Origin of the sequence: Oribacterium sp. oral taxon 078 str. F0263 (assembly GCF_000469565.1) — a bacterium.
Taxonomy (GTDB): domain Bacteria; phylum Bacillota; class Clostridia; order Lachnospirales; family Lachnospiraceae; genus Oribacterium.
On sequence record NZ_KI273122.1, the window covers coordinates 258149 to 284281 of the forward strand.

Consider the following 26133-nt stretch of genomic DNA (forward strand, 5'->3'; position numbering starts at 1 on the left):
GATATGAAGGTTTATGACACCGGAAGCATTCGGAATGTGATTCTCTTGGGCCACGGCGGGGCGGGAAAGACCACAGTCGCGGAGGCTCTCGCCTATGTGACGGGGACGATCCAGAGAATGGGAACCGTTCCGGACGGAAATACGATTTCCGATTATGAGAAGGAGGAGAAGAGGCGGAAGTTCTCGATCTCCACTTCTCTCATTCCGATTGAATACAAGGGGGAAAAGGGCGAGTACAAGATCAATGTCCTGGACAGCCCGGGATACTTCGACTTTGTGGGTGAGGTGGAGGAGGCGGTCTCCGCCGCCGACGCCGCAGTCATCGTCGTAAACTGCAAGGCCGGCATCGAGCCCGGAACCGTGAAGGCCTGGGAGCTCTGCGAGAGGGAGAAGCTTCCGAGACTCTTCTTTGTCACAAATATGGATGATGACCATGCCTCCTTCCGTCAGCTTGTACTGGACCTGGAGAAGCGCTTCGGCCGCTCCGTCGCCCCCTTCCAGCTTCCGATCCGCGAGAACGAGAAATTCGTCGGCTTTGTCAATGTCGTAAAGATGGCGGGCCGCCGCTTCACGAAGAAAAATGAGTACGAGGCCTGCGATATCCCGGACTATGTTCAGAAAAATCTCGGCATCGCAAGAAGCGCCCTCCTGGAGGCGGTGGCGGAGACCTCCGACGAGTATATGGAGAAATACTTCTCCGGGGAGGAGTTTACGATAGAGGAGATCCAGAATGCGCTGAAGGAGAATGTCAGGACCTGCAGCATTGCCCCCGTCCTGATGGGCTCCGGCATCCATGCCCAGGGCTTTAACGTCCTCCTTCAGATCATCGAGAAGTATTTCCCGGCTCCAAACGAATCCGAGACGGTGGGAGTGGACGCCTCCTCCGGGGAGCACTTCAGCGCGAAGTTCAATCCCGAGGCCTCTCTGAGCGCCAAGGTCTTCAAGACCATCGTCGATCCCTTCATGGGGAAGTACAGCCTCATGAAGATCTGCACCGGGACGCTCCGCCAGAGCTCTGAGATCTACAATGTAAACCGGGAGAGCATGGAAAAGGTCGGAAAGCTCTACATCCTCCGGGGAAGCGAGGCCATCGAGGTCCCCGAGCTCCCCGCGGGGGATATCGGTGCCGTCGCAAAGCTCAGCGTCACGGAAACGGGAGACAGCATTGCGGTGAGAAATGCCCCTGTCCTCTACCACGGCCCGCATTTCCCGACACCCTATACCTATATGGCTTATCGCGCGGAAAACAAGGCCGATGAGGACAAGATCTCCACAGCTCTTTCCCGGATGATGGAGGAGGATCGGACGCTTCGAACCGCTCCGGACCCGGAGAATCGCCAGGCCCTTCTCTACGGCATCGGAGAACAGCAGCTCGAGGTGGTTCAGTCCAAGATCCGGGAGCGCTATAATGCGGCCCTGCTCCTCGAAAAGCCCCGCTTTGCCTACCGGGAAACCATCAAAAAGACGGTGAAGGTCCAGGGCCGCTATAAAAAGCAGTCCGGAGGACACGGGCAGTACGGAGATGTCATCATGGAGTTCTCCCCCAGCGGGGACAATGAGAAGGCCTATGTCTTTGAGGAGAAGGTCTTCGGAGGCTCCGTCCCGAAGAACTACTTCCCCGCGGTCGAGAAGGGGATTCAGGAATCCTGCAAAAAGGGACCGCTCGCCGGTTATCCCGTGGTCGGACTGAAGGCAGTGCTCCTGGACGGCTCCTATCATCCGGTGGACTCCTCGGAGCAGGCCTTCAAGACCGCCGCGAGTCTCGCCTTTAAGGATGGCTTCCTGCAGGCGCAGCCAGTCCTCCTGGAGCCGATCGTGTCTTTGAAGGTCACGGTCCCGGATTCCAATACGGGGGATATCATGGGAGATCTCACGAAGCGGCGCGGAAGAGTGCTCGGCATGAATGCCCTGCACGGCGGAAAGCAGTGCATCGAGGCGGAGCTTCCGATGAGCAATCTCTACGGCTACAATACCGATCTTCGCTCCATGACAGGGGGAAGCGGCATCTACGAGTACGAATTTGTGCGCTATGAGCAGACGCCGGGAGATATTCAGAACCAGCTTGTCGCGGAAGCGGAAGAGGCAAAGGCACAGGAATAGGCGGAAGCCTCCCTGGCAGAGCTCCGAAACAGAGAGGGGCGCGGAAACCCGCGCCCCTCTCCCCTGTGCGGAATAAGGACGGTTGACGGCTTCTTTGGAATTTACTATAGTACTGTATAAGTCTCCGTCAAGCAGACAAATGCGAAGCAAGCTTGCTTGCAGGAGCATTTGGATGGCAGACGGCCCGCGCCCAGGCAGACAAAGCGGCCGGGCGGCCGGGCGAAGCCGAGTCTTACAAAAGCTTATGTTTATGGATGCCGGGCATTTTGGCATGGGAGTTTTTTATGATCAAAGTTGCGATCGATGCGATGGGGGGAGATGAGTCTCCGGAGGCCATCGTAAAGGGGGCCGTCGAGTCCCTCGGAGAGACGGAGGACACGAAGCTTTTCCTTTTCGGACCGAAGGAGAGGATTTCCGCTTTGCTTTCGCAGTATTCCTTCGACAGGGAGCGGGTGGAGCTTGTCAATGCGGAGGATGTGATCTCTCTTCACGAGTCTCCGGTGCTTGCGATCCGGAGAAAGAAGGATTCCTCCATTGTGAAAGGGATGCAGTTTGTAAAGGAGGGAAAGGCGGATGCGCTGATCTCCGCCGGATCCTCCGGGGCAATCCTTGCGGGAGCCCAGCTGATCGTCGGGAGGATCCGCGGCATTTACCGGCCGCCCCTCGCCGCGCTGATTCCGACCAGGAGAGGGGTCTGTCTCCTCACGGACTGCGGGGCCAATGTGGACGCGAGTCCGGAATGGCTTTTGCAGTTTGCGAAGATGGGAAGCATTTATCTTCGGGAGATGCTCGGCATCGAGAGGCCTTCGGTCGGACTTGTGAATATCGGCGCGGAGGAGGAGAAGGGAGATAGACTGGTGAAGGAGGCGATGCCTCTTCTCAGGGCGGATGAGGAGCTCAATTTTCAGGGCTCTGTCGAGGCAAGGGATATCGTGGAGGGAAGCTGCGATGTCGTTGTCGCAGACGCCTTCGTCGGGAATGTCGTCTTAAAGATGTATGAGGGGGTCGGAAAGATGCTCCTCACGGAAATAAAGGATTGCCTCAGGCAAAGCGGTCCCATCACCTTGCTCGGTGCAGCCTTAATCCGGAAAAGCCTGAAAAAGGGGCTTTCTAAATTCGATGCAAAGCGCTACGGCGGCGCGCCGATTCTCGGACTGAAGGGGCTCGTCGTAAAGGTGCACGGCAACACGGATGGTACGGAGCTAAAGCACGCTGTCAGACAATGCGCGGACTTTTGCCGAAGGGATATCGTTGGGAAGATCGAGAGAAGTCTTTTGGCGGAGAAGAGCGAAGAGGCGCTCCCGGATCGGGAAGAGGAGAAAGGATAAAGGATGGAACTGGAAAAGCTGAAGAAGATCATTCAGAAGGAGATGAATCTCGGAACGGAAACGGAGATTCATATGGAAAGCCGCTTCGTCGAGGATCTCGGGGCGGATTCTCTGGATGTTGTGCAGATCGTAATGGCAATCGAGGAGGAGTTCGGAATCGAGATCCCGGAGGACGCCGCGGAGAAGATCCGGACCGTCGGAGAGGCCGCAGAAGCGATCCGGAAAGCGACGGGAGAGGTGGATGGATAGGCTTTCTCTTTTGGAAGAAAAATTAGCCTATTCCTTCCGAGACCGCGAACTTCTTCTCCATGCTCTCACGCATCCCTCCTATTCCAATGAACAGGGAGATCCGAAGGAGGCGTCCAATCAGCGGCTGGAATTTCTGGGAGACGCGGTGCTGGAGCTGGCCGCAAGTGACTTCCTTTACCATAGAGTGCCGGTGATCCAGGAGGGCGTCATGACGAAGCTCCGGGCCGCGCTTGTCTGTGAACCGACGCTTGCGGAGGCCGCGAGGAAGCTCTCCCTGGGAGACTATCTTGTCTTAGGGAGGGGAGAGGGCCGGGAGGGAATTCAGCTTCGGGATTCCGTGCTCTCCGATGCCTTCGAGGCCGTGATCGGCGCGATCTATCTGGACGGCGGCTTCTCCGCAGCGCAGTGCTTTATCAAAAGACTGGTGCTCTCCGACATCGAGAACAAGAGCCTTTATCGGGACGCAAAGACGATGCTTCAGGAGTATGTCTCCAAGCAGCGCCTTTCTCTTCGCTATGCTCTCCTGGAGGAGAGCGGTCCCTGCCACGAACGCTTCTACCGGGTTTCCGCGCTTATCGAGGAGAAAGAATACGGAAGAGGCGAAGGCTCCTCCAAGAAAAAGGCGGAGCAGGCGGCGGCGTACCAGGCTTTACTAAAGATCAAGGCGGAGAGCGGATATGTATTTAAAATCCATTGAGATTCAGGGCTTTAAGTCCTTTGCCAATAAGACGGAGCTGGACTTTTCCCGCGGCGTCACCGGGATCGTAGGACCGAACGGTTCCGGAAAATCCAATATCTCCGATGCCGTTCGCTGGGTACTGGGAGAGCAGAAGATCAAGCAGCTCCGGGGAGCCTCCATGCAGGATGTCATCTTCTCCGGCACACAGAAGAGGAAGCCCCAGAGCTACGCCTATGTCAGCATCACGCTCGACAACGCCGACCACGCGCTGAATCTGGACTATGATGAGCTCACGGTGACGAGGCGGATCTACCGCTCCGGGGAGTCCGAATATCTTTTGAATGGAACGGACTGCCGCCTGAAGGATATCAATGAGCTTTTCTATGATACCGGGATCGGGAAGGAGGGCTACTCCATCATCGGCCAGGGGCAGATCGACAAGATTCTCTCCGGGAGAGCCGAGGAGAGGAGGGCCCTTTTCGACGAGGCGGTCGGGATCGTAAAATATAAGAGAAGGAAGGATGTCGCGGAGCGAAAGCTCGGGGAGGAGCAGCTGAATCTCCAGCGGGTTACAGACATCCTGAACGAGCTTGGCCGTCAGATGGAGCCGCTCCGGAAGCAGTCCGAGCAGGCGAAGCAGTATCTCTCTTTGAGAGATCAGCTGATTCTCTATGAGGCAAATCTATTTCTTCGGGAAATGGATGCCGCATCGAAGGAGCTCGCGGATTCCTCGGAGAACGAGGAGAATGTGCAGGCAGAGCTCGCCTCCGTCCGGGCGGAATCCGAGGAGCTTGCGAAAAAATATAAAGAGATCGAGGAAAAGCAAAGAGAGCTGGAGGAAGTGCTCGCAAAGGGCCGAAGTGAGCTCTCAAAGTCGGAGCTTTTGAAAACGGAGCTCCTCGGTCAGGTCGAACTGCTGCGGGAGCAGATGAGGAGCGGAGAAAGCGAAAAGAGCCATTTCAGGGAGAGAATCGCCGCGCTGAAGAAGGAGGAATTCGAGAGAATTGCGGGGATTGAAGACGCCGTCTCCGTGCTTCTTTTTATCCGAAAGCAGATTGCCTTTATCCGGGAGAGCTGCGGAAAGGAAGCGGAGCCGGAGAATATCGAGCTGGATCTCAGTCTGATCGATGCAAGTCTCAAGGGGGCGAGATCCGTCGTCAGCTCCTGTATGGGAGCAGACTATTCTCTCGAAGAGCGCCCGATCCGGGAGGCGGAGAAGGCGCTCCCCGGAAAGTCCGATGCTTTCCTCCATAAGCTTGAGGAAAAGCAAAGAGAACTTGAGGAGCTCACCAAAAGGCAGGAAGCTCTCGAAGCGGAGCGAAGGGAGAAGAAAGGAGAGGAGGCAGAGCTTCGAAGGCAATTCGAGGAGGGACAGAGCCTCCTTCAGGACAAGATCCGGGAGAGGGATCGGGAGAAAAATCAGCTCGAGCTTCTCCGAAATCTCGCAGAGCGCTATGAGGGCTACGGGCACGCGGTAAAATCCGTCATGGAAAGAAGAAAGACCTGTCCCGGCATTCTCGGTGTGGTATCGGAGCTTCTGGATGTCCCGGGGCAGTACGAGACCGCGGTGGAGACCGCGCTCGCCGGAGCCCTCCAGAATATTGTGACAGGAGATGAGGCCACAGCGAAGGAGATGGTCGATTACCTGAAGAAAAACCGTCTCGGGAGGGCGACCTTTCTCCCCCTTCCGAATCTTCGGAGCAGGAGGGATGAAAATTGCTTAAGGGCAAGGGAGGAAAAGGGCGCGCTCGGACTCGGAAGCGAGCTCGTCCATTCTGAGGATCGCTACCGGGGGCTTCTGGACTACCTCCTGGGACGGATCCTCATCGTGGATCGGATGGAGAACGCGCTTTCGATCGCGAGGAAATATCATCAGAGCATCCGTATCGTCACGTTGGAGGGGGAGCTCTTAAATCCGGGGGGCGCCATCTCCGGAGGGGCCTACCGGAATAGTTCCAACCTCGTTGGACGGAGGAGGGAGCTCTCCGAGCTCTCGGAAAGACTGAAGCAGACGGAGGAGGAGCTCTCGAGGCTCTCAGAGAAAAGGACTCATTCTCAGGAGAAGCTCCGTCAAAGCGGGGAGAGACTTCTCCATCTGGAGGAGGAGCTTCGCAGACTGGAGCTTGAGAGAAACACAAGCTCTCTTGGCATCGCTTCGGAGATCAACACAGAATACAGCACTCTTTCCGCGAGGACGGATCTTGTGACGGAGAATCTGAATCGACTGAGCGATCAGCTCGGGAGACTGTTCGAAGAGAGAGCAGGGCTCGAGGATTCGGAGGAGAGCTTCGGAAGGAAGGCCAGGGAAAGGGAGGAAAGGATCGAAGAGCTTTGCTCTCTCATCGAGAATACGGAGAAAAAGAAGCTTCTTTTAGAGAAGGAGCTCTCTCTTTCCGAGCAGAGAAAGGAGGAGATCCTCTCGGAACGGAGCAGCTTCTTTGGCAGGAAGGATGCCCTGTCCGAACGCCTGCTTCTCATGGAAAAGGAAGCGCTCCGCGTCCAGAATAAGAGAGAGAAGCAGGAGCAGCGGATTGAGAGCCTGACAAGCTATATGCTCGAGGAATATGATCTGAGCTACCAGGGCGCGAAGGAGCGCTACTCCCCGGAGCTTTCCGACACAAAGGAGCTTCGGGCCGGAGTGAACCGCCTGAAATCCGGAATCCGGGGCCTCGGTTCCGTCAATCTCGATGCGATCGGACAGTACAAGGAGATCTCCGAGCGCCACAGCTTTCTGGACAGACAGTATCAGGATCTTGTGAGCTCGGAGGAGAGCCTCACAAAGATCATCCGCGATCTGGACAGCGGGATGCGCAGGCAGTTTCGGGAGAACTTCTCGAAGATCCAGCTCAAATTCGACGAGGTCTTCCGCGTGCTTTTCGGGGGAGGACAGGGGAAGCTCTCGCTGGATCCGGAGGACCCGGATGTCCTTACGGCGGGGATCAATGTCATCGCGGAGCCGCCGGGGAAGAAGCTCCAGAACATGATGCAGCTCTCCGGGGGAGAGAAGGCTCTCACTGCCATATCTCTCCTTTTTGCCCTGCAAAGTCTGAAGCCCTCCCCCTTCTGTCTCCTGGATGAGATCGAGGCTGCACTGGACGATTCCAATGTCATCCGCTTTGCGGAGTACCTGAACCGTCTCACGGACAAGACCCAGTTCATTGTCATCACCCATAGAAGGGGGACGATGGAGCGGGCCGACCGCCTCTTTGGCATCACCATGCAGGAGAAGGGGGTATCGACCCTGGTATCCGTGGACCTTGTGCAGGACCAGCTGGAGGAGTAAGTATGGCGAATTTTTTTTCCAAATTATTGAACAATATCTTTTCGTCCAGTGAGGTCGCGGACGACAGCTTCTATGAGGAGCTGGAGGATGCGATGATCATGAGCGATGTCGGAGCCGACGCGGCGCTTCGGATCATCGATGCGGTGCGCCGGGAGGCGAAGCGGAAGGGCTGCAATCTGACGAAGGATGTCCGGAAGATCCTGAAGGATTATCTCTATGAGCTAATGCGGACAGACGAGAGCTACTATGAGTTCGAGAGGCAGAAGAGCATCATCTCCGTGATCGGCGTAAACGGCGTCGGAAAGACGACCTCCATCGGGAAGCTCGCGGAGCATTTTAAGTCCATGGGGAAAAAGGTCATCCTCGCCGCGGCGGACACCTTCCGCGCGGGTGCGATCGAACAGCTCGTGGAATGGGGGAAGAGGGTCGGAGTGGACGTCATCCGGCAGAGGGAGGGCTCTGACCCCGCGGCGGTCGTCTTTGACGCTCTCCAGTCCTTCAAGGCAAAAAATGCGGATATCCTCATCATCGACACCGCCGGGAGACTCCATAATAAGAAAAACCTCATGCAGGAGCTGGGAAAGATCAATCGGATCATCGACCGTGAATTTGCGGAGGGCTTCCGGGAGACTCTGGTCGTTTTGGATGCCACCACCGGACAGAACGCGCTGAGTCAGGCGCGGGTCTTTCAGGAGACCAGCCAGGTGACGGGGATCATTCTGACGAAGATGGACGGCAGCGCCCGGGGCGGAGTCGCGCTCTCCGTCCAGTCCGAGCTCGGCATCCCGGTGAAATATATCGGTTCCGGCGAGAGGGCGAAGGATCTGCACCGCTTTGACGCGGGAAGCTATGTGGATTCCCTCTTCGAAAAGCAATAGCACTCGCCCGGGAATGCGGAGCAGCTGCCAGGATTTTTCCTTGACAGCTGCTTTTTGATTTGCTAGGATAGCTTCCGCGGGACTTCGGACTTCCCGTTTTTCGGGCGGAGGGCGAGGATGGAAGATTTTGTGAGGAAGGGAAATCTCTACGAGCTCTACGGCGGACTTTTGAAGGAAAACCCGCGAAGGGTCTATGAATACCATGTCGTAGACGATATGAGCTTCTCTGAAATCGGAGAGGAGCTGTCGATCAGTCGGCAGGCGGCACAGGAGCTTTTTCGGAGGGCGGACAGGAAGCTGCAGTCCTTTGAGGAGATACTGAGGCTCCAGGAGAAGCTGCTTCGGATACGGGGCCTTGCGCTTTCGATCCGGGAGCAGTGCCGCGACCCGAAGATAGAGGCACTTGCAAGGGAGATCATCGATGGCATTTGAGAATCTGACAGATCGGCTGAGCAATATTTTCTCCGGACTTTCCGGGAAGGGGAGACTCACGGAGGACGATGTCAATGCGGCGCTTCGCGAGATCCGCATGGCCCTTCTCGAGGCAGACGTCAATTTCAAACTCGTGAAGGACTTCACCGCGAAGGTCAAGGAAAAAGCCGTCGGGGAGGATGTCATGCATTCCCTCACTCCGGCGCAGATGGTCGTAAAGATCGTAAACGAAGAGCTCACGGAAATGATGGGCTCCGAGACGACCGAGATCCGGCTTCGCCCCCAGAGCGAGATCAGCGTCATCATGATGGTGGGACTCCAGGGAGCCGGAAAGACGACGAGCGCCGCAAAGCTCGCCGGCAAATTCAAAAAGCAGCACAGAAAGCCGCTGCTCGTCGCCTGCGATGTCTACCGCCCCGCCGCCATCGACCAGCTCCGCGTCAACGCGGAAAAGCAGGAGGTCCCCTTTTTCTCGCTGGGCGATAAGCTGAGTCCTGTCGAAATCGCGAGGCGCTCCCTGGAATATGCGAAGGAGCAGGGGCAGAATCTCGTGATTATCGACACCGCGGGGCGGCTCCAGATCGATGAGAGGCTGATGAAGGAGCTCCAGGATATCAAAAAGGCCGTCCGGGTCGACTGGAGCATCCTGACCGTCGACGCCATGACCGGACAGGAGGCTGTCAATGTGGCGGAAAGCTTCTCGGAGAAGGTGGGGATCGACGGCGTAATCCTCACAAAGTGCGACGGAGATACCCGCGGGGGAGCGGCTCTGTCCATCCGGGCGATGTGCGGAAAGCCGATCCTTTATCTCGGTATGGGGGAGAAGCTCTCCGACCTCGAGCAGTTCTATCCGGACCGCATGGCCGGCCGCATCCTCGGCATGGGGGATGTGCTCTCTCTCATCGAGAAGGCGCAGGGCGAGATGGACGAGAAGAAGGCACGGGAGTCCGTCCGGAAGCTTTCCAAGGGCCAGTTCAACTACGACGACTTCATGGATCAGATGAATCAGCTGAAGAAGCTCGGCGGACTCGGCGGGATCCTGAAGCTCCTCCCCGGCATGAACAAGGCGATGCAGGGCCTCGATCTCGAGGAATCCGAGAAGCAGATGGGGAGGGTGAAGAGCATCATCCAGTCGATGACGCTCAAGGAAAGAGCCAACCCGAAGCTCATGAATCCCTCGAGGAAAAAGCGGATCGCAAAGGGAGCCGGAGTCGACATCTCGGAGGTCAACCGCCTTGTAAAGCAGTTCGAGCAGATGCAGAAGATGATGAAGCAGCTCGGCGGAAATATGAGGGGCGGAAGGGGCGGCTTCCCCGGTATGGGCGCTCTCGGGGGCATGCGGGGCGGAGGAAAATTTCCGTTCTAGGATACCCGGCGGCTCATTCCATCCGCCCGGGGATTCTCCCTGAGGCAGAGGATTCCCCTGCGCAGCGCCGTAATTTAAAAATCACAGAAATCCACAGAAAAGGAAAAGGAGAAAAGAAATGGCAGTCAAGATCAGATTGAGAAGAATGGGACAGATTCACGCACCTTATTACAGAGTCATCGTCGCGGATTCCAGAAGCCCCAGAAACGGAAGATTCATCGAGGAGCTCGGCATCTATGATCCGACGAAGGAGCCGACCGTTTTAAAGCTCGACGCGGCTAAGGCGAAGAAGTGGATTGAAAACGGCGCACAGCCCACAGAGACCGTTGCGAGACTCCTGAAAAAGGTCGGCCTCTAAGAAAAGCGGATGGATGCAGTGATTGGAGTTTAAGATGAAGGAATTGCTTGAGACGATTGCGAGAGCCCTCGTCCAGTTTCCGGAGGATGTCCATGCCACAGAGGAGGAGAGGGACGGAGAACTCGTTCTGACGCTCTCTGTCAATGAGCAGGACATGGGGAAGGTGATCGGCCGCTCGGGGCGTATCGCAAAGGCGATCCGTTCTGTCATGAATGCCGCGGCGTCCAAGGCGGATCTTCGGATATCGGTCGACATCAAATAGCTCTGCCGCCGTTTTCGCCCGGGAAAGAGGGCTCCTGCTCAAAGTAAAGACCGGACAAAGGACAGCCGGGCTCTGCGAAGGCAGACAAAGGTAAAAGGGCGGCAGTCCGAAGCGCGGGCAGAGCGATGCCGGGCTTTACTCGCTTTAGGGAGGAAGGAGAGAGATGCTTCAGGAGCTCAGAGTCGGGATGATATCGGCGACCCACGGACTGAAGGGAGAGCTCAAAGTGATCCCGACGACAGACGATCCGAAGCGTTTTCTGGAGCTGAAGAAGCTGAGACTTCGGAAAAAAGCGCGGGGCCTTCGGAGAGAGGATGAGACGGAACGGGAGTTTTCCGTGGAATCCGTCCGCTTCCAAAAGGAACTCGTCCTTTTAAAGCTTTCGGGCATCGACCGGATCGAGGATGCGGAGAATCTCCGGGGCTCCGAGCTCTGGATCGACCGCGCGGATGCCGTCGCGCTCGCCGAGGGCGAATACTTCCTGGGGGATTACATCGGACTTCGCGTCCTCACAGAGGACGGAGAGGAGCTCGGGAAAATCCGCTCCATCCTGGAGACAGGCGCCAACTATGTTTTTTCCGTGGAGAGGGAGGGAGGAAAGGAGCTCCTCATCCCGAATTCGGAAAACTGCGTGCTGGAAAAAAAGCCGGAGGAGGGTTATCTTCGCATCCATCTTCTGGAGGGCCTGCTGGATCTATGAAAAGCTACTATGTGATGACGCTTTTCCCGGAAATGATCGAAAACGCCGCCTCTTTTTCCATCACGGGCCGGGCGATCCGGGATGAAAAGATCTCTGTCAAGGCCTTCGACATCCGGGATTATACGAAGGACCCGCATCGGCATGTGGATGATGCCCCTTACGGGGGCGGAGCCGGGATGCTGATGCAGGTACAGCCGATCCATGACTGCTTTCTCGCGATCCTGGAGCACTGCGGCGGAATCCCCAGGGTGCTCCATCTCTCCCCCCAGGGGAGATGCTTTGACCAAAGGCTCGCAGAGGAACTCGCAAAGGAGGAAGAGCTCGTCTTTCTCTGCGGTCACTACGAGGGGGTGGATGAGCGGGCGCTGGAGCTTTTGCACACGGAGAATATCTCGATCGGAGACTATGTCCTTACCGGGGGAGAGCTTCCCGCACTCGTCATGATCGATGCGATCTCACGCCTTGTCTCCGGTGTCTTAAATAAAGAAGCCTCCCATGAGATCGAGAGCTTCTCCAACGGTCTCCTGGAGTATCCCCAGTATACCCGGCCGGAGATCTATGAGGGAAAGAAGGTCCCGGAGATCCTGCTCTCGGGGGATCATAAAAAGGTCGATTGCTGGAGGCAGAGGCAGAGCCTGCTTCGGACCAAAGAGCGCCGTCCGGAGCTCTATGAGGCCTATATCCGCTCTCACCCGGAGGAGGCGCTGGAGGGGGCCGAATAGTCTGAAAAGGCTTGTGTTTCCTTTCGGATTATGATAAAATTTCTAAGTTAAACGTTTGATGTTCCGCTGGCGCCAGGATCGCGTATGAACATCATAGTTAGTTTCAGGGAGGTATCAGCATGACAGCGTATGAGATCATCAAGGGGATCGAGGATGGACAGAAAAAGGCGGAGCTTCCGCTTTTTCGCACCGGGGACACCGTCAAGGTCTACAATAAGATCCGAGAGGGAAGCCGGGAGAGAACACAGATTTTTGAGGGGACTGTCTTAAAGGTCCAGGGCGGCTCCAACAGAAGAACCTTCACCGTCAGGAAGTCTTCCAACGGTGTCGGGGTCGAAAAGACCTGGCCGATTCACAGCCCGTTCGTTGAGAGGGTCGAGGTCGTCCGCCGGGGTAAGGTCAGGAGAGCTAAGCTCAACTACCTTCGGGATCGAGTCGGAAAAGCGGCGAAGGTCAAGGCGGCAAACTGAGGCCGGAATCAAAGCGGAGACCGGAAACAGACAAGCGAATGGGTGCTCCTGTCAGCGGGAGCGCCCATTCTTGCTGTATAAGTGTATCAGTCCCGTCAAGCAGCCAAATGCGAGGCAAGCTCGCTTGCGCGAGCATTTGGATATTTGACGGGAATACCGCGAGAGACTTATCTTCGTCATGAAGTACTGCCGCCCGATCTGCCGTTTGTCCGCCCGGCACAGGACGCTCTCGCTCCGACTGCCGCGGCCAGCGGCCGCATAAGCGATTTTGAAGGACCAAATCGCTACGCCGGGGCGGCAGACGGCCTGCGCCCAGGCAGCCAAAGCAGCAGGGCGGAATTTGAACTATGTCCGGAGACGGCGGTCCGAGCTGTCTGCATTCCGGGAAAACGAAGAGAGGAGAGACGGAAGCGATGAAGGAGAAAAATCCGATCCGAAAGTGGGTCCGTTTTCTGATGGATGTCATCGTCATGATCAGTCTGGCCTGGCTTGTGGTCCACAGCTTCCTCTCACAGACCACGATCTCCGGGCACAGCATGGAGCCCGGAATCTCCGCCGGAGATATCGTTTTAGTGGACATACTCAGCTACCGTTTCTTTGCCCCCCGCCGGATGGACATCGTGATCTTTCAGCGCGGCGGGAGCGCGGAGAATGTCAAGCGGGTGGTCGGACTTCCCGGGGAGACCGTCACGATCCAAAATGGCTCCGTCTATATCGACGGAAAGCTTCTGGATAAGCAGAGAGTCTCCAATATTGCCCTGCCCGGCATCGCGGCAAATCCGGTAGAGCTCCAGCAGGATGAGTATTTCCTGATCGGGGACAATGCGGATTCCTCCGAGGACAGCCGTTTCCAGAATGTCGGAAATGTCAAGAGATCTCAGATCAGCGGAAGGGTATGGTTCCGCCTCCTTCCCTTCCGAAAGTTCGGACCTCTTCCGCGCTAGGAGGGAAGCGGCATATCCCTATCGCAGCGCTGACGAAAGGAGGGCTCTCAATGAATATTCAGTGGTATCCCGGCCATATGGCGAAGGCGAAGCGGAATATCCGAAACGACCTGCAGCTTGTTGAGCTCGTGATCGAGATTTTGGATGCGCGCTGTCCGGAGTCCTCCAGGAATCCGGATATTGACAGCTTCGCAAAGGACAAGGCCCGGATCATGCTTTTGAACAAGGCAGATCTCGCGGACCCCGTACAAAACCGCGCCTTTTCCGAGGCCTTTCGGAAGAGAGGCTTTTACAGTATGGAGATTGATGCGAGAGAGCGCGCCGGTTTAAAGAAACTGAATCCTCTGATCGAGAAGGCCTGTGCCCCGATCATCGAGCGAAATCAAAAGCGGGGGATCCTCACACCGGTGATACGGGCCATGGTGCTCGGCATCCCGAACGCGGGGAAATCGACCTTCATCAACAGCTATGTCGGAAAGGCTATGGCGAGGACGGGAAACCGCCCCGGTGTCACGAGGGGAAATCAATGGATCAAGGTGAACCGGCGCCTGCAGCTTCTGGACACACCGGGCATCACCTGGCCGAAATTCGAGCGGGAGATTGTCGGGCTGAACCTGGCCCTGATCGGCTCCGTCAACGATGAGATTCTGAATCTGTCAGAGCTTGTCTTCTATCTTCTCAAGTACCTGATCCGCTACTACCCGGACAGTCTCCCCGAAAGATACGGGGAGGGGCTTATGTCGGTCCGGGAGGCGCTTCCCGCCTTTTCGGAGATCGCGAGGAAGAGGGGCTGTGTGAAAAAGGGGGGAGAGGCGGACTACGAGAGGACGGCCCGCATCATTTTGGATGATTTTCGCTCCGGGCGCCTGGGAAGGATCACGCTGGAGCACGGATCATCGGAGGGAGAGGGCTGTGAGAGAGCGGGGGAATGAGCGTCTGGAGAAGGAGCTTCTCCGTCTCCGGAAAATGCGTTTTTACGAGGAGCAGTACCCCGGCCTCTCCCTGATCGGAGGAGTGGATGAGGCGGGGAGGGGGCCGCTCGCAGGACCCGTTGTGGCGGCCTGCTGCGTGCTCCCAAAGGATGCCCTGATTCTTTATCTCAATGACTCCAAGAAGCTCAGCGAGAAGAAAAGAGAGCTCCTGTTTCCGGAGATCACAAAGAAGGCGCTCGCCTTTGGCGTCGGCATCGTGGGGGAGAAGAGGATCGATGAGATCAATATCCTGAATGCAAGCTATGAGGCGATGCGGCTTTCGATCCTCTCTGTATCTTCCAAGCTCGGGCGCCCTCCTGAGCTTCTCCTAAATGATGCCGTCACGATCCCGGGCATCGAGATTCCCCAGCTTCCGATCATACGGGGGGACTCCAAGTCCCTGTCCATCGCGGCGGCCAGCGTGATCGCGAAGGTGATCAGGGACCGTCTGATGCTTCGCTATGACAGAGAATTTCCGGGCTACGGCTTCGCAAGGCATAAGGGCTACGGCACCGCTCTCCACCGGGAAAAAATCCTGTCGAAGGGCCTGTGCCGTATCCACAGGAGAAGCTTCGTTAAAAAGCTTTTCGAAAGGGCGCGGGAGGAAGAGGAGAGAGACGCGGGAGGACGGGATCCGGGAGATGGAGGACAAGAAGAAAAATCATGAGAAGGGGCAGCGCTACGAGTCGCTCTCCGCGGATTATCTCCGTTCCCAGGGCTTTCTTATCCTGTCGAAAAATTATCGCTTTCACCGAAATGAGATCGACCTCATCGCAAAGGAGGGGGACTGCCTTGTCTTTATCGAGGTGAAGGCGAGGAGCCGCTCGGAGAAGGGCTATGGCTTCCAGGCGGTGGACCGAAGGAAGCAGGAGAGGATCCGAAGAGTCGCGGAGCATTATCTTTTGCAAAATCAGCTCTCCCTCTGGGATACTCCCTGTCGATTTGATATTATAAGTATTGACGAGGGAGAATTAAGGCATTACAGAAATGCGTTCTAGGAGGAAAAGAGCGGATAGAGCTTAGGTCTTCTGATATCCGGACTTTCTGTGCCCGGAATCCGTGTTTCTCCGGATTTTGCAAAGAAAAGAGGAGGGCGGAGTCCCGCACTAAAGATCGGCGAATGATCGGAAGAGCCGGGCGGGACTCAAATTTTGACGGCGGATTAGAGATTGGGAGGATGGAAAAATGGAAGCAAAGGATGCGGGCAGAAAGGTGATTCTCACGGGAGACCGTCCGACGGGGAAGCTTCATCTTGGGCACTACGTGGGTTCCCTTCAGAGAAGGGTAGAGCTTCAGAATTCCGGGAAATTCGATGAGATCAATATCCTCATCGCGGATGATCAGGCGCTGACCGACAACTGGGACAATCCGAAAAAGATCCGGGACAATATCATAGAGGTGACGCTGGACTACCTCTCCGTCGGAATCGATCCGGAGCTCTCCACGATCTGCATCCAATCGGCCCTTCCCGCTCTTCACTCCCTCAGCTTCTACTATATGAATCTCGTGACGACGCAGCGGCTGAGCAGAAATCCCACCGTGAAATCGGAGATGAAGCTCCGGGGCTTCAGCGCCGGAGAAAATGGAAACGAGAATGAGGCCGGGCTCCCGGCGGGCTTTTTCACCTATCCTGTCTCGCAGGCTGCGGATATCACCGCCTTCAAGGCGACCACCGTGCCCGTAGGGGAGGATCAGCTTCCGATGCTCGAGCAGACGAGAGAGATCGTGCGCCGCTTCAATCAGACCTACCACAGGGATATTCTGGTCGAGCCGGATATCCTCCTCCCGGAAAATGAGAGCCGGAGGCGTCTCCCCGGGACAGACGGGAGAGCGAAGATGTCGAAGTCCCTCGGGAACGGAATCTATCTCTCAGACGATGAAAAGACCGTGAAGACGAAGGTCATGAGCATGTATACCGACCCGGAGCACATCAATATCAATGACCCCGGGCATGTCGAGGGAAATGCCGTCTTTACCTATCTCGAGGCCTTCTCCGGGAAGGATGCGTTTTCGGAATATCTTCCGGAATACAGCTGCCTCAAGGAGATGGAGGAGCACTACCGAAAGGGCGGACTGGGAGACGTCAAGTGCAAGAAATTCCTCTTAAAGGTTCTGGAGGAGCTGCTTTCTCCGATCCGGAGGAAGAGAGCGGACTGGGAGAAGCGCATTCCGGAGGTCTATGAGATTCTCCGCGATGGGACAAAGCGCGCGGCGGAACGCACGGAGAAGACTCTGTCCGAGGTCCGCTCCGCGATGAGAATCGATTATTTCGAGGACCGCTCCATTGTGAAGGACTGGGAAGCATGGGTACATGGAACTCAAGAGGGCTGAGGGGCTCTCAGCTTGAGGAGCTGATCAATCTCACGGTGGAGAGCTACCGGGAGAAGCATCTTGCGCTCGTCCAGAAGGTTCCGACTCCCATCACCCCGATCAGCATGGACAAGGGGCTGCACCAGATCAATCTGGCTTACTTTAATCAAAAGTCCACCGTGGACTACATCGGTGTCGTCCAGGGAATTCCGGTCTGCTTTGACGCGAAGGAATGTGCGGAGAAATCCTTTTCCCTTCGAAATCTTCATCCGCATCAGGTCCTCTTTATGCGGGACTTCGAGTCACAGGGCGGCGTCAGCTTCATTGTGCTTTCCTTTACCAAAATGCAGGAATGCTACTATGTCCCGTTCCGGGACATTTATCGTTTCTGGAAGAGGAGAGAGGAGGGGGGGCGGAAGAGCTTTCGCTACGAGGAGATCGACAGGAGCTACCGGATCCGCGCCCACAAGGACATGTTCATCCATTTTCTGGAGCCGCTCAAGGAGGACCTTCTGCGGCGGGACAGGGAGAGAGAAGAGGAGCAGAAGGCATGAATATCATTGTCGTCGGATGCGGCAAGGTGGGGCTCACCCTGGCGGATCAGCTGAACCGGGAGGGGCATGACCTGACCATTATTGATAACAATGAAAAGGCGCTGCGGCATGCCGTGGAGTCCATCGATGTCATGGGAATCCACGGAAACGGAGCCATGCTTCAGACGCAGAGCGAGGCGGGCATACAGAATGCGGATGTTCTGATCGCCGCTACAAGCTCCGATGAGATCAACATGCTCTGCTGCCTGATCGCGAAAAAGAAGGGAAACTGCAGCACCATCGCGAGGATCCGGGACCCCCAGTATACGAATGAAATCGGATACCTTCGGGATGAGCTCAATCTCGCGATGGTCATCAATCCGGAGATGGCGGCGGCGAAGGAGGCGGAGAGGCTGCTCCGCTTTCCCTCCGCCATGAAGATCGACAGCTTCTCCCGCGGACGCCTCGACCTGATCCGGACGAAGATCCCGGGAGGGAGTCTCCTCTGCGGGCTGAAGCTTCGGGATCTCCCGGAGAAGATTGGCGTGAATGTATTGATCTGCGCCATCCGAAGGGGAGAGGAGGTCCGGATTCCCGGCGGAGACGACGAGATCTTCGGGGGGGATGAGATCAACTTCATCGCAGACCCCGGAGATATCACCCCCTTCTTCCAGAAGATCGGCATCAAATACGAGCCGGTCCGAGACTGCATGATCGTCGGAGGGGGAAGAATCAGCTATTATATCGCAAAATATGTCGAGGAATCCAGGCTCCGGATGAAGCTGAAAATCATCGAGTCGAACCGGGAGCGCTGCGATTATCTCTCCGACGCCCTGCCCGCCGCGACCATCATCAACGGAGACGGCGTGGATCAGGAGCTTCTCCTTCGGGAGGGCATTGAGACGACCGACGCCTTTTGCTCCCTGACCGGCTTTGACGAGGAAAATATCATGCTTTCTCTCTACGCGGGGAAGCTCTCCGATGCGAGACTCATCACGAAGATCAACCGCATCGCCTTTGAAAATGTGACCAGCGAGATGAACCTGGGCTCCGTGATCTACCCAAAGCAGATCGTCGCGGAATCCATCATCCAGTATGTCAGGGCTTTAAAGAATTCCCTCGGCTCCAATGTCGAGACGCTCTACCGGATCGCGGACGGGAAGGCCGAGGCCCTGGAGTTTAAGGTGGGAGAGGACAGGGCGCTCATCCGGAGAAGCTTCTCGGAGCTTCGCTTTAAGCCAAACGTCCTGGTGGGGGGCATCATCCGAAACCACAAGGTCATCACCCCCGGCGGATCGGATTATATGCTTCCCGGAGACCGCGTCATCATCGTGACCACCAATACCGGCTTCAACGACTTAAAGGATATTCTGGCATAGCAAGGAGAAGAGCTTTCGATGAATTTCGGAATGATAGTCTATATTCTCGCGTGGGTTCTGAAGATCGAGGCGCTGTCTTTGCTCCTTCCTCTCCTTATCTCACTCATCTACCGGGAGCAAAGTGCTGTTCCCATCCTCCTGGTCGCCCTCCTATCAGGGATTTTCGGGACCGTACTCGGCTTTAAAAAGCCGCGGAAGACCGCCTTTTATGCCAGAGAGGGCTTTGTAGCCGTCGCGGGCTGCTGGATCGTCCTCTCCCTGGTCGGCGCGCTCCCTTTTTTTCTGAGCGGAAGAATCCCGCGCTATGTGGATGCGGTCTTTGAGATCGTTTCCGGCTTTACGACGACGGGATCCTCCATCCTCGGGGATGTGGAGCTCCTCGGGAAGGGGCTCCTTTTCTGGCGCTCCTTCTCCCACTGGATCGGCGGAATGGGAGTCCTCGTGCTGGTGCTCACCATCCTCCCACTGGGGGGCGGCTATAATCTGATGATCATGAAGGCCGAGTCTCCGGGCCCCGATGTGAGCAAGATGGTCCCGAGAGTCGCGGACAGCGCGAAGGCTCTCTATAAGATCTACCTCGCCCTGACGGTCCTGATGATCGCGGTCTTCCTTTTGACGGGAATGCCCCTCTTCGATTCGCTCTGCATCGGCTTCGGAACAGCGGGGACCGGCGGCTTCGCGGTTCGAAACAGCGGCATGGCGGACTACAGCATGCTGAGTCAGTTCTGCATCACGATCTTCATGATCCTCTTCGGCGTGAACTTCAATGTCTATTATCTCATGCAGAAGAGGAGATTCCGGGATTCCCTCCACTCGGAGGAGGCGAGATATTACCTTCTCATCATCGCCTTCTCCACGCTGTTCATCGCCTTCCAGATCCTCCGGCAATGCGGAGGGGACTTCCTCTACGCTCTGCATCATTCCTTCTTCACCGTGGGGTCCATCATCACGACGACGGGCTTTTCCAGTCTGGACTTTAATCTCTGGCCCGCGCCCTGCCAGATGCTTCTCCTTTTTCTCATGATCTGCGGAGCCTGCGCGGGATCCACCGGGGGAGGGATAAAGGTCTCGAGGCTCATCATCATGGGGAAGGAGATCGGGAAGGAAATGCACCTCATCATACACCCGGAGGCTGTGAGAAGGATACGGCTGGAGGGGAAGAGTCTGGATCACCCCATTGTCCGATCGGTGAACTGCTATCTGATTCTCTATTGCTTCCTCTTCATGAGCTCGGTCTTTCTCCTTTCCTTCGACGGCTTCGATTTCACGACGAATTTCTCCGCGGTCGCCGCAACCTTCAACAATATCGGTCCGGGGCTTGGCATGGTGGGCCCTGTGAGGAATTTTTCCGCCTACTCGGATTTCTCGAAGCTCGTCATGATCTTTGACATGCTGGCGGGCCGGCTGGAGATCCTGCCCATGCTGATCCTGTTTTCACACAGAACCTGGAGGAAGACGAATTGAAGAATCGGCATAGAAACGATAGGATAAGATGGTATTTAATGAGAACAGCCATGTCTGAAAAGGGAAAGAGAACGCGGGGGAGCAGACCCACATCTATTCGCTAAACTCTTGTTTAACGAATAGATATGTCGAAAAACAGAGAAAGGAGGAAAAGATGCCTCTGAAATACCATGAACAGATGGATCGCGACAATACCTTAAAGCTCCGCGGGCTCCTTCAGGAGCTCCCGCCGTTTTGCCGCTGCTTTTTCCGAGCGATTGAACCGAGGACCTCCTCCCGGACGAGAATCGCCTATGCCTATGATCTTCGCGTCTTTTTTCAGTTTCTCTCAGACTCCGTCCCGGAGCTCTCGGGAAAGCCGATCGAAAAATTTGTCCTGTCGGATATCGCGGACCTTCCGGTTCTCCGCCTGGAGGAATATATGGAATACCTGAAGTATCGGGTCCGGGAACAGGAGGAGCTCCCGGAGGACCGGACTCCCGGGCGGAAAGGAAAAGGAAGAGTCGAGATTCTGAACCATGAGCGGAGCATCAAGAGAAAGATCTCCTCTCTCAAGAGCTTTTACAAGTATCTCTACCGGGATCAGCTGATTTCGGAGGACACGGCCTCTCTCCTCATCCTCCCAAAGCTCAGGGAACGAGAAATCGTCCGTCTGGACGAAAACGAGGTCGCGGATCTTCTGGATACAGCGGAGAGCGGGGAAAAGCTGACGGAGAGGCAGCAGCGCTTTCACGAAAAGACGGCCCTTAGGGACACCGCGATCCTAAGCCTCATGCTCGGCACCGGGATCCGCGTCTCCGAGTGCGTAGGGCTGAACCTACAGGATCTGGACCTGAATTCGGACGGAATCCGCATTCACCGGAAGGGTGGAAAGGAGGTCACAGTCTACTTCAGCGATGAGGTAGAGCGCATCCTCTCCTCTTACCTCAAGGCCCGGAAAAAGATGGCTGCGCTCTCCGGCTCGGAGGACGCTCTCTTCCTCTCCCTTCAGAAAAAAAGGATCGGCGTACGGGCAGTCGAAAACATGGTCAAAAAATACGCCTCTGCCGTCACGCCGTTAAAGCATATTACTCCGCATAAGCTCCGGAGCACCTATGGCACGAATCTCTATCGGGAGACCGGGGACATTTATCTCGTGGCGGACGTCCTCGGGCATGAGGATGTCAATACGACGAAAAAGCACTACGCCGCTTTGGAGGAGGAACGCCGGAGAAGCGCGAGAAACCGCGTGCACTTAAGAGAGGATTAGGGAAGTATCGCGGAGGGATAAATACGAAAAGGGAGAAAAGACATGCTGAAGCGCTGGTCTGAAATCGGAGTGGGAAGACATTGGACGGAATCCGTCCGCATCCTCTGCCCGTCCCGGGAGGACTACGGGAAGCTTCAGAAGGAGCTCTCTCTCCTGTCAGAGCTCACAGAGCGGCACGGAACCCGCTATCTCCTCTCCGAATGGCGGGACGGAAGCGCCCTCCTCCAGATCACGGTCTACGAGGATCTCTTAAAGAGGAATGCCGGGAAAAGGAGGAAGCTTGGAAAGCTCCGAAGGATTTGCGAGGTCTACCTCTACCGACAGGGGCACAGCGCCGCAGAAACTGCGGACTACGCCGGTCTCCTCCTCCGAAGCTACCAGCGGCGCGTAAAAAAATATAAAGAGAATGGCCTCTGGGGAAGGGAAGCGGAAGGCTGGTTTTGAGCTGCGAGTCCGAGAGCTGGTTTTTAAGCGCAGGCTGACGCCCGGTTTTCCGATAAGTTCACGAAAGTATAAGTTAAAGTATAAGTTCAGGTAAGCATATCTCCTCGAAGGAGCTCCCGGAAGCATGTCATAATTAAAATTGACATATGCCCGAGAGCTCCTTCTGCTTCTCTATCTTTCTTTATCTTTATCCCAGTATGCTTCTATCCTGGCTTCCCTGGCTTTTCCGGCGCTGCCCCACTCTTCCTCCGCCTTTACTGTTTTTACCTGTCCCAATGAAAAGTGCTTTTTCCCTGTTTCCGTTCTTCCGCGGGGAAGGAAAAAGATCGGGACATGATTTAGTGAAGTCCCATCCGGATCAGGCCGATGACCTTTCCGAGGATCTCGCAGTTTTCCACCAGAATGGGAGACATGCTGTCATTCTCCGGCTGGAGCCGGATATAATCCTTTTCCCGATAGAAGCGCTTTACGGTGGCGCTGTCATCGATGAGGGCGACGACGATCTCTCCGTTTTCACAGCTGTTTTGCTGTGCCACAATGACGCGGTCTCCGCTCAGGATACCGCAGTTGATCATGGAATCCCCCTTCACATTCAGCATGAAGATCCTTTGATTGGGAAGCATATCTACCGGGATCGGATAATAATCGGTGATGTTTTCCTCTGCAAAGATCGGCTGCCCCGCGGCGACGGTGCCGAGAAGCGGGACCTGCACGAGCTCTCTCCCGCCCTCTTCCCGGGCATCCTGATTCAGCCCCAGGATCTGAATCGCTCTGGGATGCGTCGGATCCTTCCGGATGAGCCCCATGGCTTCGAGATCATTCAAGTAGCTGAAGACGCTGGAGGTGGACTTGAGCCCGACCGCGCGGCAGATATCCCGAACAGAGGGAGCGTAATTTTTTTCCTTGACATGGGCTTTCAGATATTGAAAAACTGCGGCCTGCATCTCTGTCATATGATTGGCATCCGGCTCCTTCTTTTTTCTTCCCATCTTTACCTCCCTTCCGTCCCCTCTCTCAAGGACCAGTCTATTCCGGCTAATTCTTGGATCCCTTCCATTTTAACATATCTTTCCGGCATCTACAAACATTTGTACTAGGATCCCGAGTCAGCATTCCTGAAAAAGGGGCAGCGTTTTCTCAGACATTGTTCATTTCGGGAGGAGCGGGAGCAGCGGATTTTTTTGATCTCGATCGGGATATCGAAGTATTCTTTTATAAGCTTTACCGCCTCTATAAGTGCCAGATAGGAATTTCTCTTGCAGCAGCGGGGTCCTCCGTATCGTCCGATCCTTTCCAGAGCTCTCGCTGTCATAAGATTGGAGAGGCCCCAGCTTTCTTCGGAAAGAGGAGAGGAAAAAGTGAGCACAGAGACAAAGATTCCTGTGCTGATGCCGGCGCCGCAGGCGCCCCAGTATCCGCAGGATCCCCCGGGGACTTCCCTTCCGCGGCGGTAAATTTGCAGGAGGGAATGCTCCAGATCTATCTTTTTCCCGGCATTTCTGCATGCGCTGAGAAGGGCTGCTCCGACCATCACATGGTGCTCAGGTCCGTGCATATGGCAAAAAGGAAGAGACATCATCCCCTCCAGGATTTCTACGGGATCCCTGCTCTGACTCTTCATGCAAAAGGAAAAGATGCTGTCCATTCCTTTCATATGACATTCATCACAGACATAGTGCCCATGGACGCATCTTGTCTTGCTGTGCTCTGTCTTATGGCAGATGGAGCATTTCATCGGGATCTCATCGCTGAGATATTCCAAAGCCGCTCCGCAGATCAGGCAGCCGTCTTTCATTCGTTCTCCGCGAGGCTCCATTTTCCTCAATGAGTTTTCCATCTCCTCCTCTTTCTCTTTACTAATGCGATTGACCGCAGGATCAGAGCTCCTTCGGATCCACGATCTTCCTTCCGTCTGACCAGATCCTCTCAAGATCATAGAAGAATCTCTGCTCCTTATCGAAGACATGGATGATGATATCATTATAATCCAGGAGGATCCATCCGGAGTCCGGCTTTCCCTCTGCCCTCCGAATCCCGTAGCCCCTCTTCGCCATGCCATCCTGCAGGGAATCGGAGAGCGCCTCCACCTGTCGGCTGTTGTCCGCCGTCACGATCACAAAATAATCTGCGATCACGGAGATCTCCGAGATATCAATGATTGAGATCTCCTGTCCCTTTTTTTCTTCGCAGATTTCCACTGCCGTTTTCGCCATCGCCCTTGAAGTTTCCGCTACCATCTTCCTCCTCTCCCCTCTTTTCGAGGGAGACGCCCTCCCTGTCTCACAGGACAGAGCAGGTTCTTCCTTAAAGCTATCGAAGTAAAGCGGCGGGATCCGCATTCCGCCCTTTTTCCTCATGGACTTTTCGGTAATACTCGTAGCTCTCGAGGGAGGCCCGGCAGATCTCCCCCCCGCGCTCTCTCAGATATTCTATCGTGGATTTTAAGATCAGATACACCGCCTCATCCAGATCGAGAAAGGCCATCCTTCGGATCTCAGAAAGCCCTGCCGCCTTATAACGCCGGAGCTCTATAAAGTCCGCCGTAAAGATGATCTTCTCCAGGAGGCTCATGCCGGGGCGGCCCAGCGTATGGAAGCGGATCGCGGACAGAATCTCCGGATCCCGGATCCCAAAGAGCTTCTCCGCATAGATCTCCCCATAAAAGGAATGGATTACCTGCGGGAAGCGAAGGAGCTCCGGGGAGAGAACAAGACCGTCTCTCTCGCAGGCCCGAAGAAGCTCCTGCTTTCCAAAATGCTTTGCGCAGTCGTGGCAAAGCCCTGCGATCTCCGCCTTCTGAAGATCCGCCCCATAGCGCATAGCGAGGGCCGCCGCCGAGAAGCTGACGCTCAGGGAATGCTCGTAGCGCTCCGGCTTCAAGAGCTCGGAGAGCTTCTCCCGCATTGCCATGATTTTCGAAAGATCCGTTTTCTCCGTCGGTGTTTTTTTACAAAAGCGCTCTGACGCCATTCTGTCTCCCCCTAATGCTTCTTTGAGGAGAGAAGACCCTCCTTCTTCCCTTCGGGTGCGCTGTCTTTTATGATTCTCGGCTCCGGATTTCCGATCTGACTTAAGCTCGCCCTCCCCTTCATCTGCATCCTCCGGACGTGATTTTGCATCATCTTTACCAGCTTTTTGGCCCCCTCCGACATGGAGAACTCCGTACTGGTCAGGAGATAAATCTTCCGGAAGCAGCCGTTTTCAGAGAGGCGGAAGGGGAGCACCGCGCCGTTTCGAATCTCCATCTTTGCGGCGAGCTTGGATACGATGGCGACCCCGACCTGCTCTCTGACGGAGAGAAGGATGGCTCCGGTACTGGCGAAGCTCGCTTTAATGTGGACATCCTCCGGCATGAAGCCGAGACGCGCGAGGATCTTCATCGCCTCCTTCCTCGTCCCGGAGCCGCTCTCCCGCATGATGAAGTCCTCCTCGCTCAGCCAGTCCATCTGAAAGCCGAGCTCCCTCCTCTTCCGATATTTCGGGGTGTTCGGCGTGACCAGTATGAGCTCATCATCGTAGAAGGGAAGATAATTGCATCCGTTCCTCTGGATCATGGTGCCGCAGAAGCCGAGCTCCGCCCTGTGGCTCACGATATCGTCCACCACTCCCCTGCTGTCGGTCTCATTGGTCCGGAATTCCACATTGGGATAGGACTTGCTGTAGGAAGCCAGGATACTCGGAAGCAGATACTGTCCGGGGATGGAGGAGGTGGAGATCACGATCTCCTTCTCCATCGCTCCTTCCTGCCTTCCGCTCGTCACCTCCCGGATCTGATTGGAGAGCTGAATGATCTCCTTCGCATAGAGATAGATCTTCTCCCCGGCCTCCGTAATATTTACCTCCTTCGTAGTTCGGAGGAAAAGGCGCACTCCGAGCTCCTCCTCAAGGTTACTGATATAGGCGCTCACCGTAGGCTGAGTGAGAAAAAGCTCTTTTGCGGTCTGCGAAAAGCTTTTATTTTTTACGATCCGAACAAAGGCTTCTAGTTGTTTGATATTCATGCTGTCCCTTC

Annotated in this window: 28 protein-coding genes; 23 read left to right on the plus strand and 5 right to left on the minus strand. The window is 55.8% G+C overall.

Annotated features, from left to right (window positions below):
- The first annotated feature begins 3 nt into the window (after positions 1-3).
- The 23 genes from HMPREF1986_RS08420 to HMPREF1986_RS08530 all read left to right on the plus strand — a co-directional run bounded on the left by HMPREF1986_RS08420 (position 4) and on the right by HMPREF1986_RS08530 (position 22121).
- Positions 4-2100, plus strand: a complete 2097-nt coding sequence (locus tag HMPREF1986_RS08420) for an elongation factor G (RefSeq protein WP_036599850.1) — start codon at positions 4-6, stop codon at positions 2098-2100.
- A 284-nt stretch (positions 2101-2384) separates the two neighbouring features.
- Positions 2385-3428: a phosphate acyltransferase PlsX gene (gene plsX / locus HMPREF1986_RS08425; RefSeq protein WP_036599998.1), complete on the plus strand. Its 1044-nt coding sequence runs from the start codon at positions 2385-2387 to the stop codon at positions 3426-3428.
- A 3-nt stretch (positions 3429-3431) separates the two neighbouring features.
- Positions 3432-3677, plus strand: coding sequence for an acyl carrier protein (gene acpP / locus HMPREF1986_RS08430; protein ID WP_009214734.1), 246 nt, complete (start codon positions 3432-3434; stop codon positions 3675-3677).
- Complete coding sequence (rnc, locus tag HMPREF1986_RS08435) at positions 3670-4374, plus strand: ribonuclease III (protein WP_009214733.1); 705 nt, start codon at positions 3670-3672, stop codon at positions 4372-4374. The genes acpP and rnc overlap by 8 nt, the downstream gene beginning before the upstream one ends.
- The gene (smc, locus tag HMPREF1986_RS08440; protein ID WP_036599852.1) at positions 4355-7639 is read left to right on the plus strand and encodes a chromosome segregation protein SMC; all 3285 of its coding nucleotides are present in this window, start codon (positions 4355-4357) and stop codon (positions 7637-7639) included. The genes rnc and smc overlap by 20 nt, the downstream gene beginning before the upstream one ends.
- Positions 7640-7641: 2 nt before the next feature.
- Positions 7642-8517, plus strand: a complete 876-nt coding sequence (ftsY, locus tag HMPREF1986_RS08445; protein ID WP_021774411.1) for a signal recognition particle-docking protein FtsY — start codon at positions 7642-7644, stop codon at positions 8515-8517.
- A gap of 117 nt (positions 8518-8634) precedes the next feature.
- The gene (locus HMPREF1986_RS08450; RefSeq protein ID WP_009214730.1) at positions 8635-8949 is read left to right on the plus strand and encodes a transcriptional regulator; all 315 of its coding nucleotides are present in this window, start codon (positions 8635-8637) and stop codon (positions 8947-8949) included.
- The gene (gene ffh, locus HMPREF1986_RS08455; RefSeq protein WP_021774412.1) at positions 8939-10315 is read left to right on the plus strand and encodes a signal recognition particle protein; all 1377 of its coding nucleotides are present in this window, start codon (positions 8939-8941) and stop codon (positions 10313-10315) included. The genes HMPREF1986_RS08450 and ffh overlap by 11 nt, the downstream gene beginning before the upstream one ends.
- A gap of 118 nt (positions 10316-10433) precedes the next feature.
- Positions 10434-10673: a 30S ribosomal protein S16 gene (gene rpsP / locus HMPREF1986_RS08460; protein ID WP_009214727.1), complete on the plus strand. Its 240-nt coding sequence runs from the start codon at positions 10434-10436 to the stop codon at positions 10671-10673.
- A gap of 34 nt (positions 10674-10707) precedes the next feature.
- Positions 10708-10935 carry a KH domain-containing protein gene (locus HMPREF1986_RS08465; RefSeq protein ID WP_009214726.1) on the plus strand — a complete coding sequence of 76 codons (228 nt, stop codon included), beginning with the start codon at positions 10708-10710 and terminating at the stop codon, positions 10933-10935.
- 163 nt (positions 10936-11098) lie between these two features.
- Positions 11099-11635 (plus strand): ribosome maturation factor RimM, encoded by a 537-nt coding sequence (rimM, locus tag HMPREF1986_RS08470; protein ID WP_021774415.1) that lies wholly within the window; start codon positions 11099-11101, stop codon positions 11633-11635.
- Positions 11632-12357: a tRNA (guanosine(37)-N1)-methyltransferase TrmD gene (trmD, locus tag HMPREF1986_RS08475; RefSeq protein ID WP_021774416.1), complete on the plus strand. Its 726-nt coding sequence runs from the start codon at positions 11632-11634 to the stop codon at positions 12355-12357. The genes rimM and trmD overlap by 4 nt, the downstream gene beginning before the upstream one ends.
- A 119-nt stretch (positions 12358-12476) precedes the next feature.
- Entirely contained in the window at positions 12477-12827 is a 351-nt protein-coding gene (gene rplS, locus HMPREF1986_RS08480) for a 50S ribosomal protein L19 (RefSeq protein ID WP_021774417.1), read from the plus strand.
- 413 nt (positions 12828-13240) lie between these two features.
- A complete protein-coding gene (gene lepB / locus HMPREF1986_RS08485; RefSeq protein ID WP_036600001.1) occupies positions 13241-13771 on the plus strand; it encodes a signal peptidase I in 531 nt (176 codons plus the stop codon).
- A 50-nt stretch (positions 13772-13821) separates the two neighbouring features.
- On the plus strand, positions 13822-14703 hold the full coding sequence (ylqF, locus tag HMPREF1986_RS08490; protein ID WP_021774419.1) for a ribosome biogenesis GTPase YlqF: 882 nt from the start codon (positions 13822-13824) through the stop codon (positions 14701-14703).
- Positions 14704-14737: 34 nt separating this feature from the next.
- On the plus strand, positions 14738-15409 hold the full coding sequence (locus HMPREF1986_RS08495; RefSeq protein ID WP_051273914.1) for a ribonuclease HII: 672 nt from the start codon (positions 14738-14740) through the stop codon (positions 15407-15409).
- Positions 15384-15740 carry a YraN family protein gene (locus tag HMPREF1986_RS08500; protein WP_021774421.1) on the plus strand — a complete coding sequence of 119 codons (357 nt, stop codon included), beginning with the start codon at positions 15384-15386 and terminating at the stop codon, positions 15738-15740. Before HMPREF1986_RS08495 ends, HMPREF1986_RS08500 begins: the two co-directional genes overlap by 26 nt.
- Positions 15741-15927: 187 nt before the next feature.
- Positions 15928-17073, plus strand: a complete 1146-nt coding sequence (trpS, locus tag HMPREF1986_RS08505) for a tryptophan--tRNA ligase (RefSeq protein WP_021774422.1) — start codon at positions 15928-15930, stop codon at positions 17071-17073.
- The gene (locus HMPREF1986_RS08510; RefSeq protein ID WP_021774423.1) at positions 17046-17606 is read left to right on the plus strand and encodes a Holliday junction resolvase RecU; all 561 of its coding nucleotides are present in this window, start codon (positions 17046-17048) and stop codon (positions 17604-17606) included. The genes trpS and HMPREF1986_RS08510 overlap by 28 nt, the downstream gene beginning before the upstream one ends.
- Positions 17603-18964, plus strand: coding sequence for a Trk system potassium transporter TrkA (gene trkA, locus HMPREF1986_RS08515; protein ID WP_021774424.1), 1362 nt, complete (start codon positions 17603-17605; stop codon positions 18962-18964). The genes HMPREF1986_RS08510 and trkA overlap by 4 nt, the downstream gene beginning before the upstream one ends.
- A gap of 18 nt (positions 18965-18982) precedes the next feature.
- Complete coding sequence (locus tag HMPREF1986_RS08520; protein ID WP_021774425.1) at positions 18983-20428, plus strand: TrkH family potassium uptake protein; 1446 nt, start codon at positions 18983-18985, stop codon at positions 20426-20428.
- A gap of 154 nt (positions 20429-20582) precedes the next feature.
- Positions 20583-21677, plus strand: coding sequence for a tyrosine-type recombinase/integrase (locus tag HMPREF1986_RS08525; protein WP_021774426.1), 1095 nt, complete (start codon positions 20583-20585; stop codon positions 21675-21677).
- A gap of 42 nt (positions 21678-21719) precedes the next feature.
- Positions 21720-22121, plus strand: a complete 402-nt coding sequence (locus HMPREF1986_RS08530) for a hypothetical protein (protein ID WP_021774427.1) — start codon at positions 21720-21722, stop codon at positions 22119-22121.
- A 338-nt stretch (positions 22122-22459) separates the two neighbouring features.
- Here HMPREF1986_RS08530 and lexA read toward each other — a convergent pair whose 3' ends face one another.
- The 5 genes from lexA to HMPREF1986_RS08560 form a co-directional block, all read right to left on the minus strand.
- Positions 22460-23110, minus strand: coding sequence for a transcriptional repressor LexA (lexA, locus tag HMPREF1986_RS08540; RefSeq protein WP_021774429.1), 651 nt, complete (start codon positions 23108-23110; stop codon positions 22460-22462).
- A gap of 104 nt (positions 23111-23214) precedes the next feature.
- Positions 23215-23916 carry a DUF5714 domain-containing protein gene (locus HMPREF1986_RS08545; RefSeq protein WP_021774430.1) on the minus strand — a complete coding sequence of 234 codons (702 nt, stop codon included), beginning with the start codon at positions 23914-23916 and terminating at the stop codon, positions 23215-23217.
- A gap of 82 nt (positions 23917-23998) precedes the next feature.
- Positions 23999-24358 (minus strand): ribosome silencing factor, encoded by a 360-nt coding sequence (gene rsfS, locus HMPREF1986_RS08550; protein ID WP_036600012.1) that lies wholly within the window; start codon positions 24356-24358, stop codon positions 23999-24001.
- A gap of 73 nt (positions 24359-24431) precedes the next feature.
- The gene (gene yqeK / locus HMPREF1986_RS08555; RefSeq protein WP_021774432.1) at positions 24432-25091 is read right to left on the minus strand and encodes a bis(5'-nucleosyl)-tetraphosphatase (symmetrical) YqeK; all 660 of its coding nucleotides are present in this window, start codon (positions 25089-25091) and stop codon (positions 24432-24434) included.
- A gap of 11 nt (positions 25092-25102) precedes the next feature.
- Positions 25103-26122 carry a selenium metabolism-associated LysR family transcriptional regulator gene (locus tag HMPREF1986_RS08560; RefSeq protein WP_081688471.1) on the minus strand — a complete coding sequence of 340 codons (1020 nt, stop codon included), beginning with the start codon at positions 26120-26122 and terminating at the stop codon, positions 25103-25105.
- Positions 26123-26133: the final 11 nt, after the last annotated feature.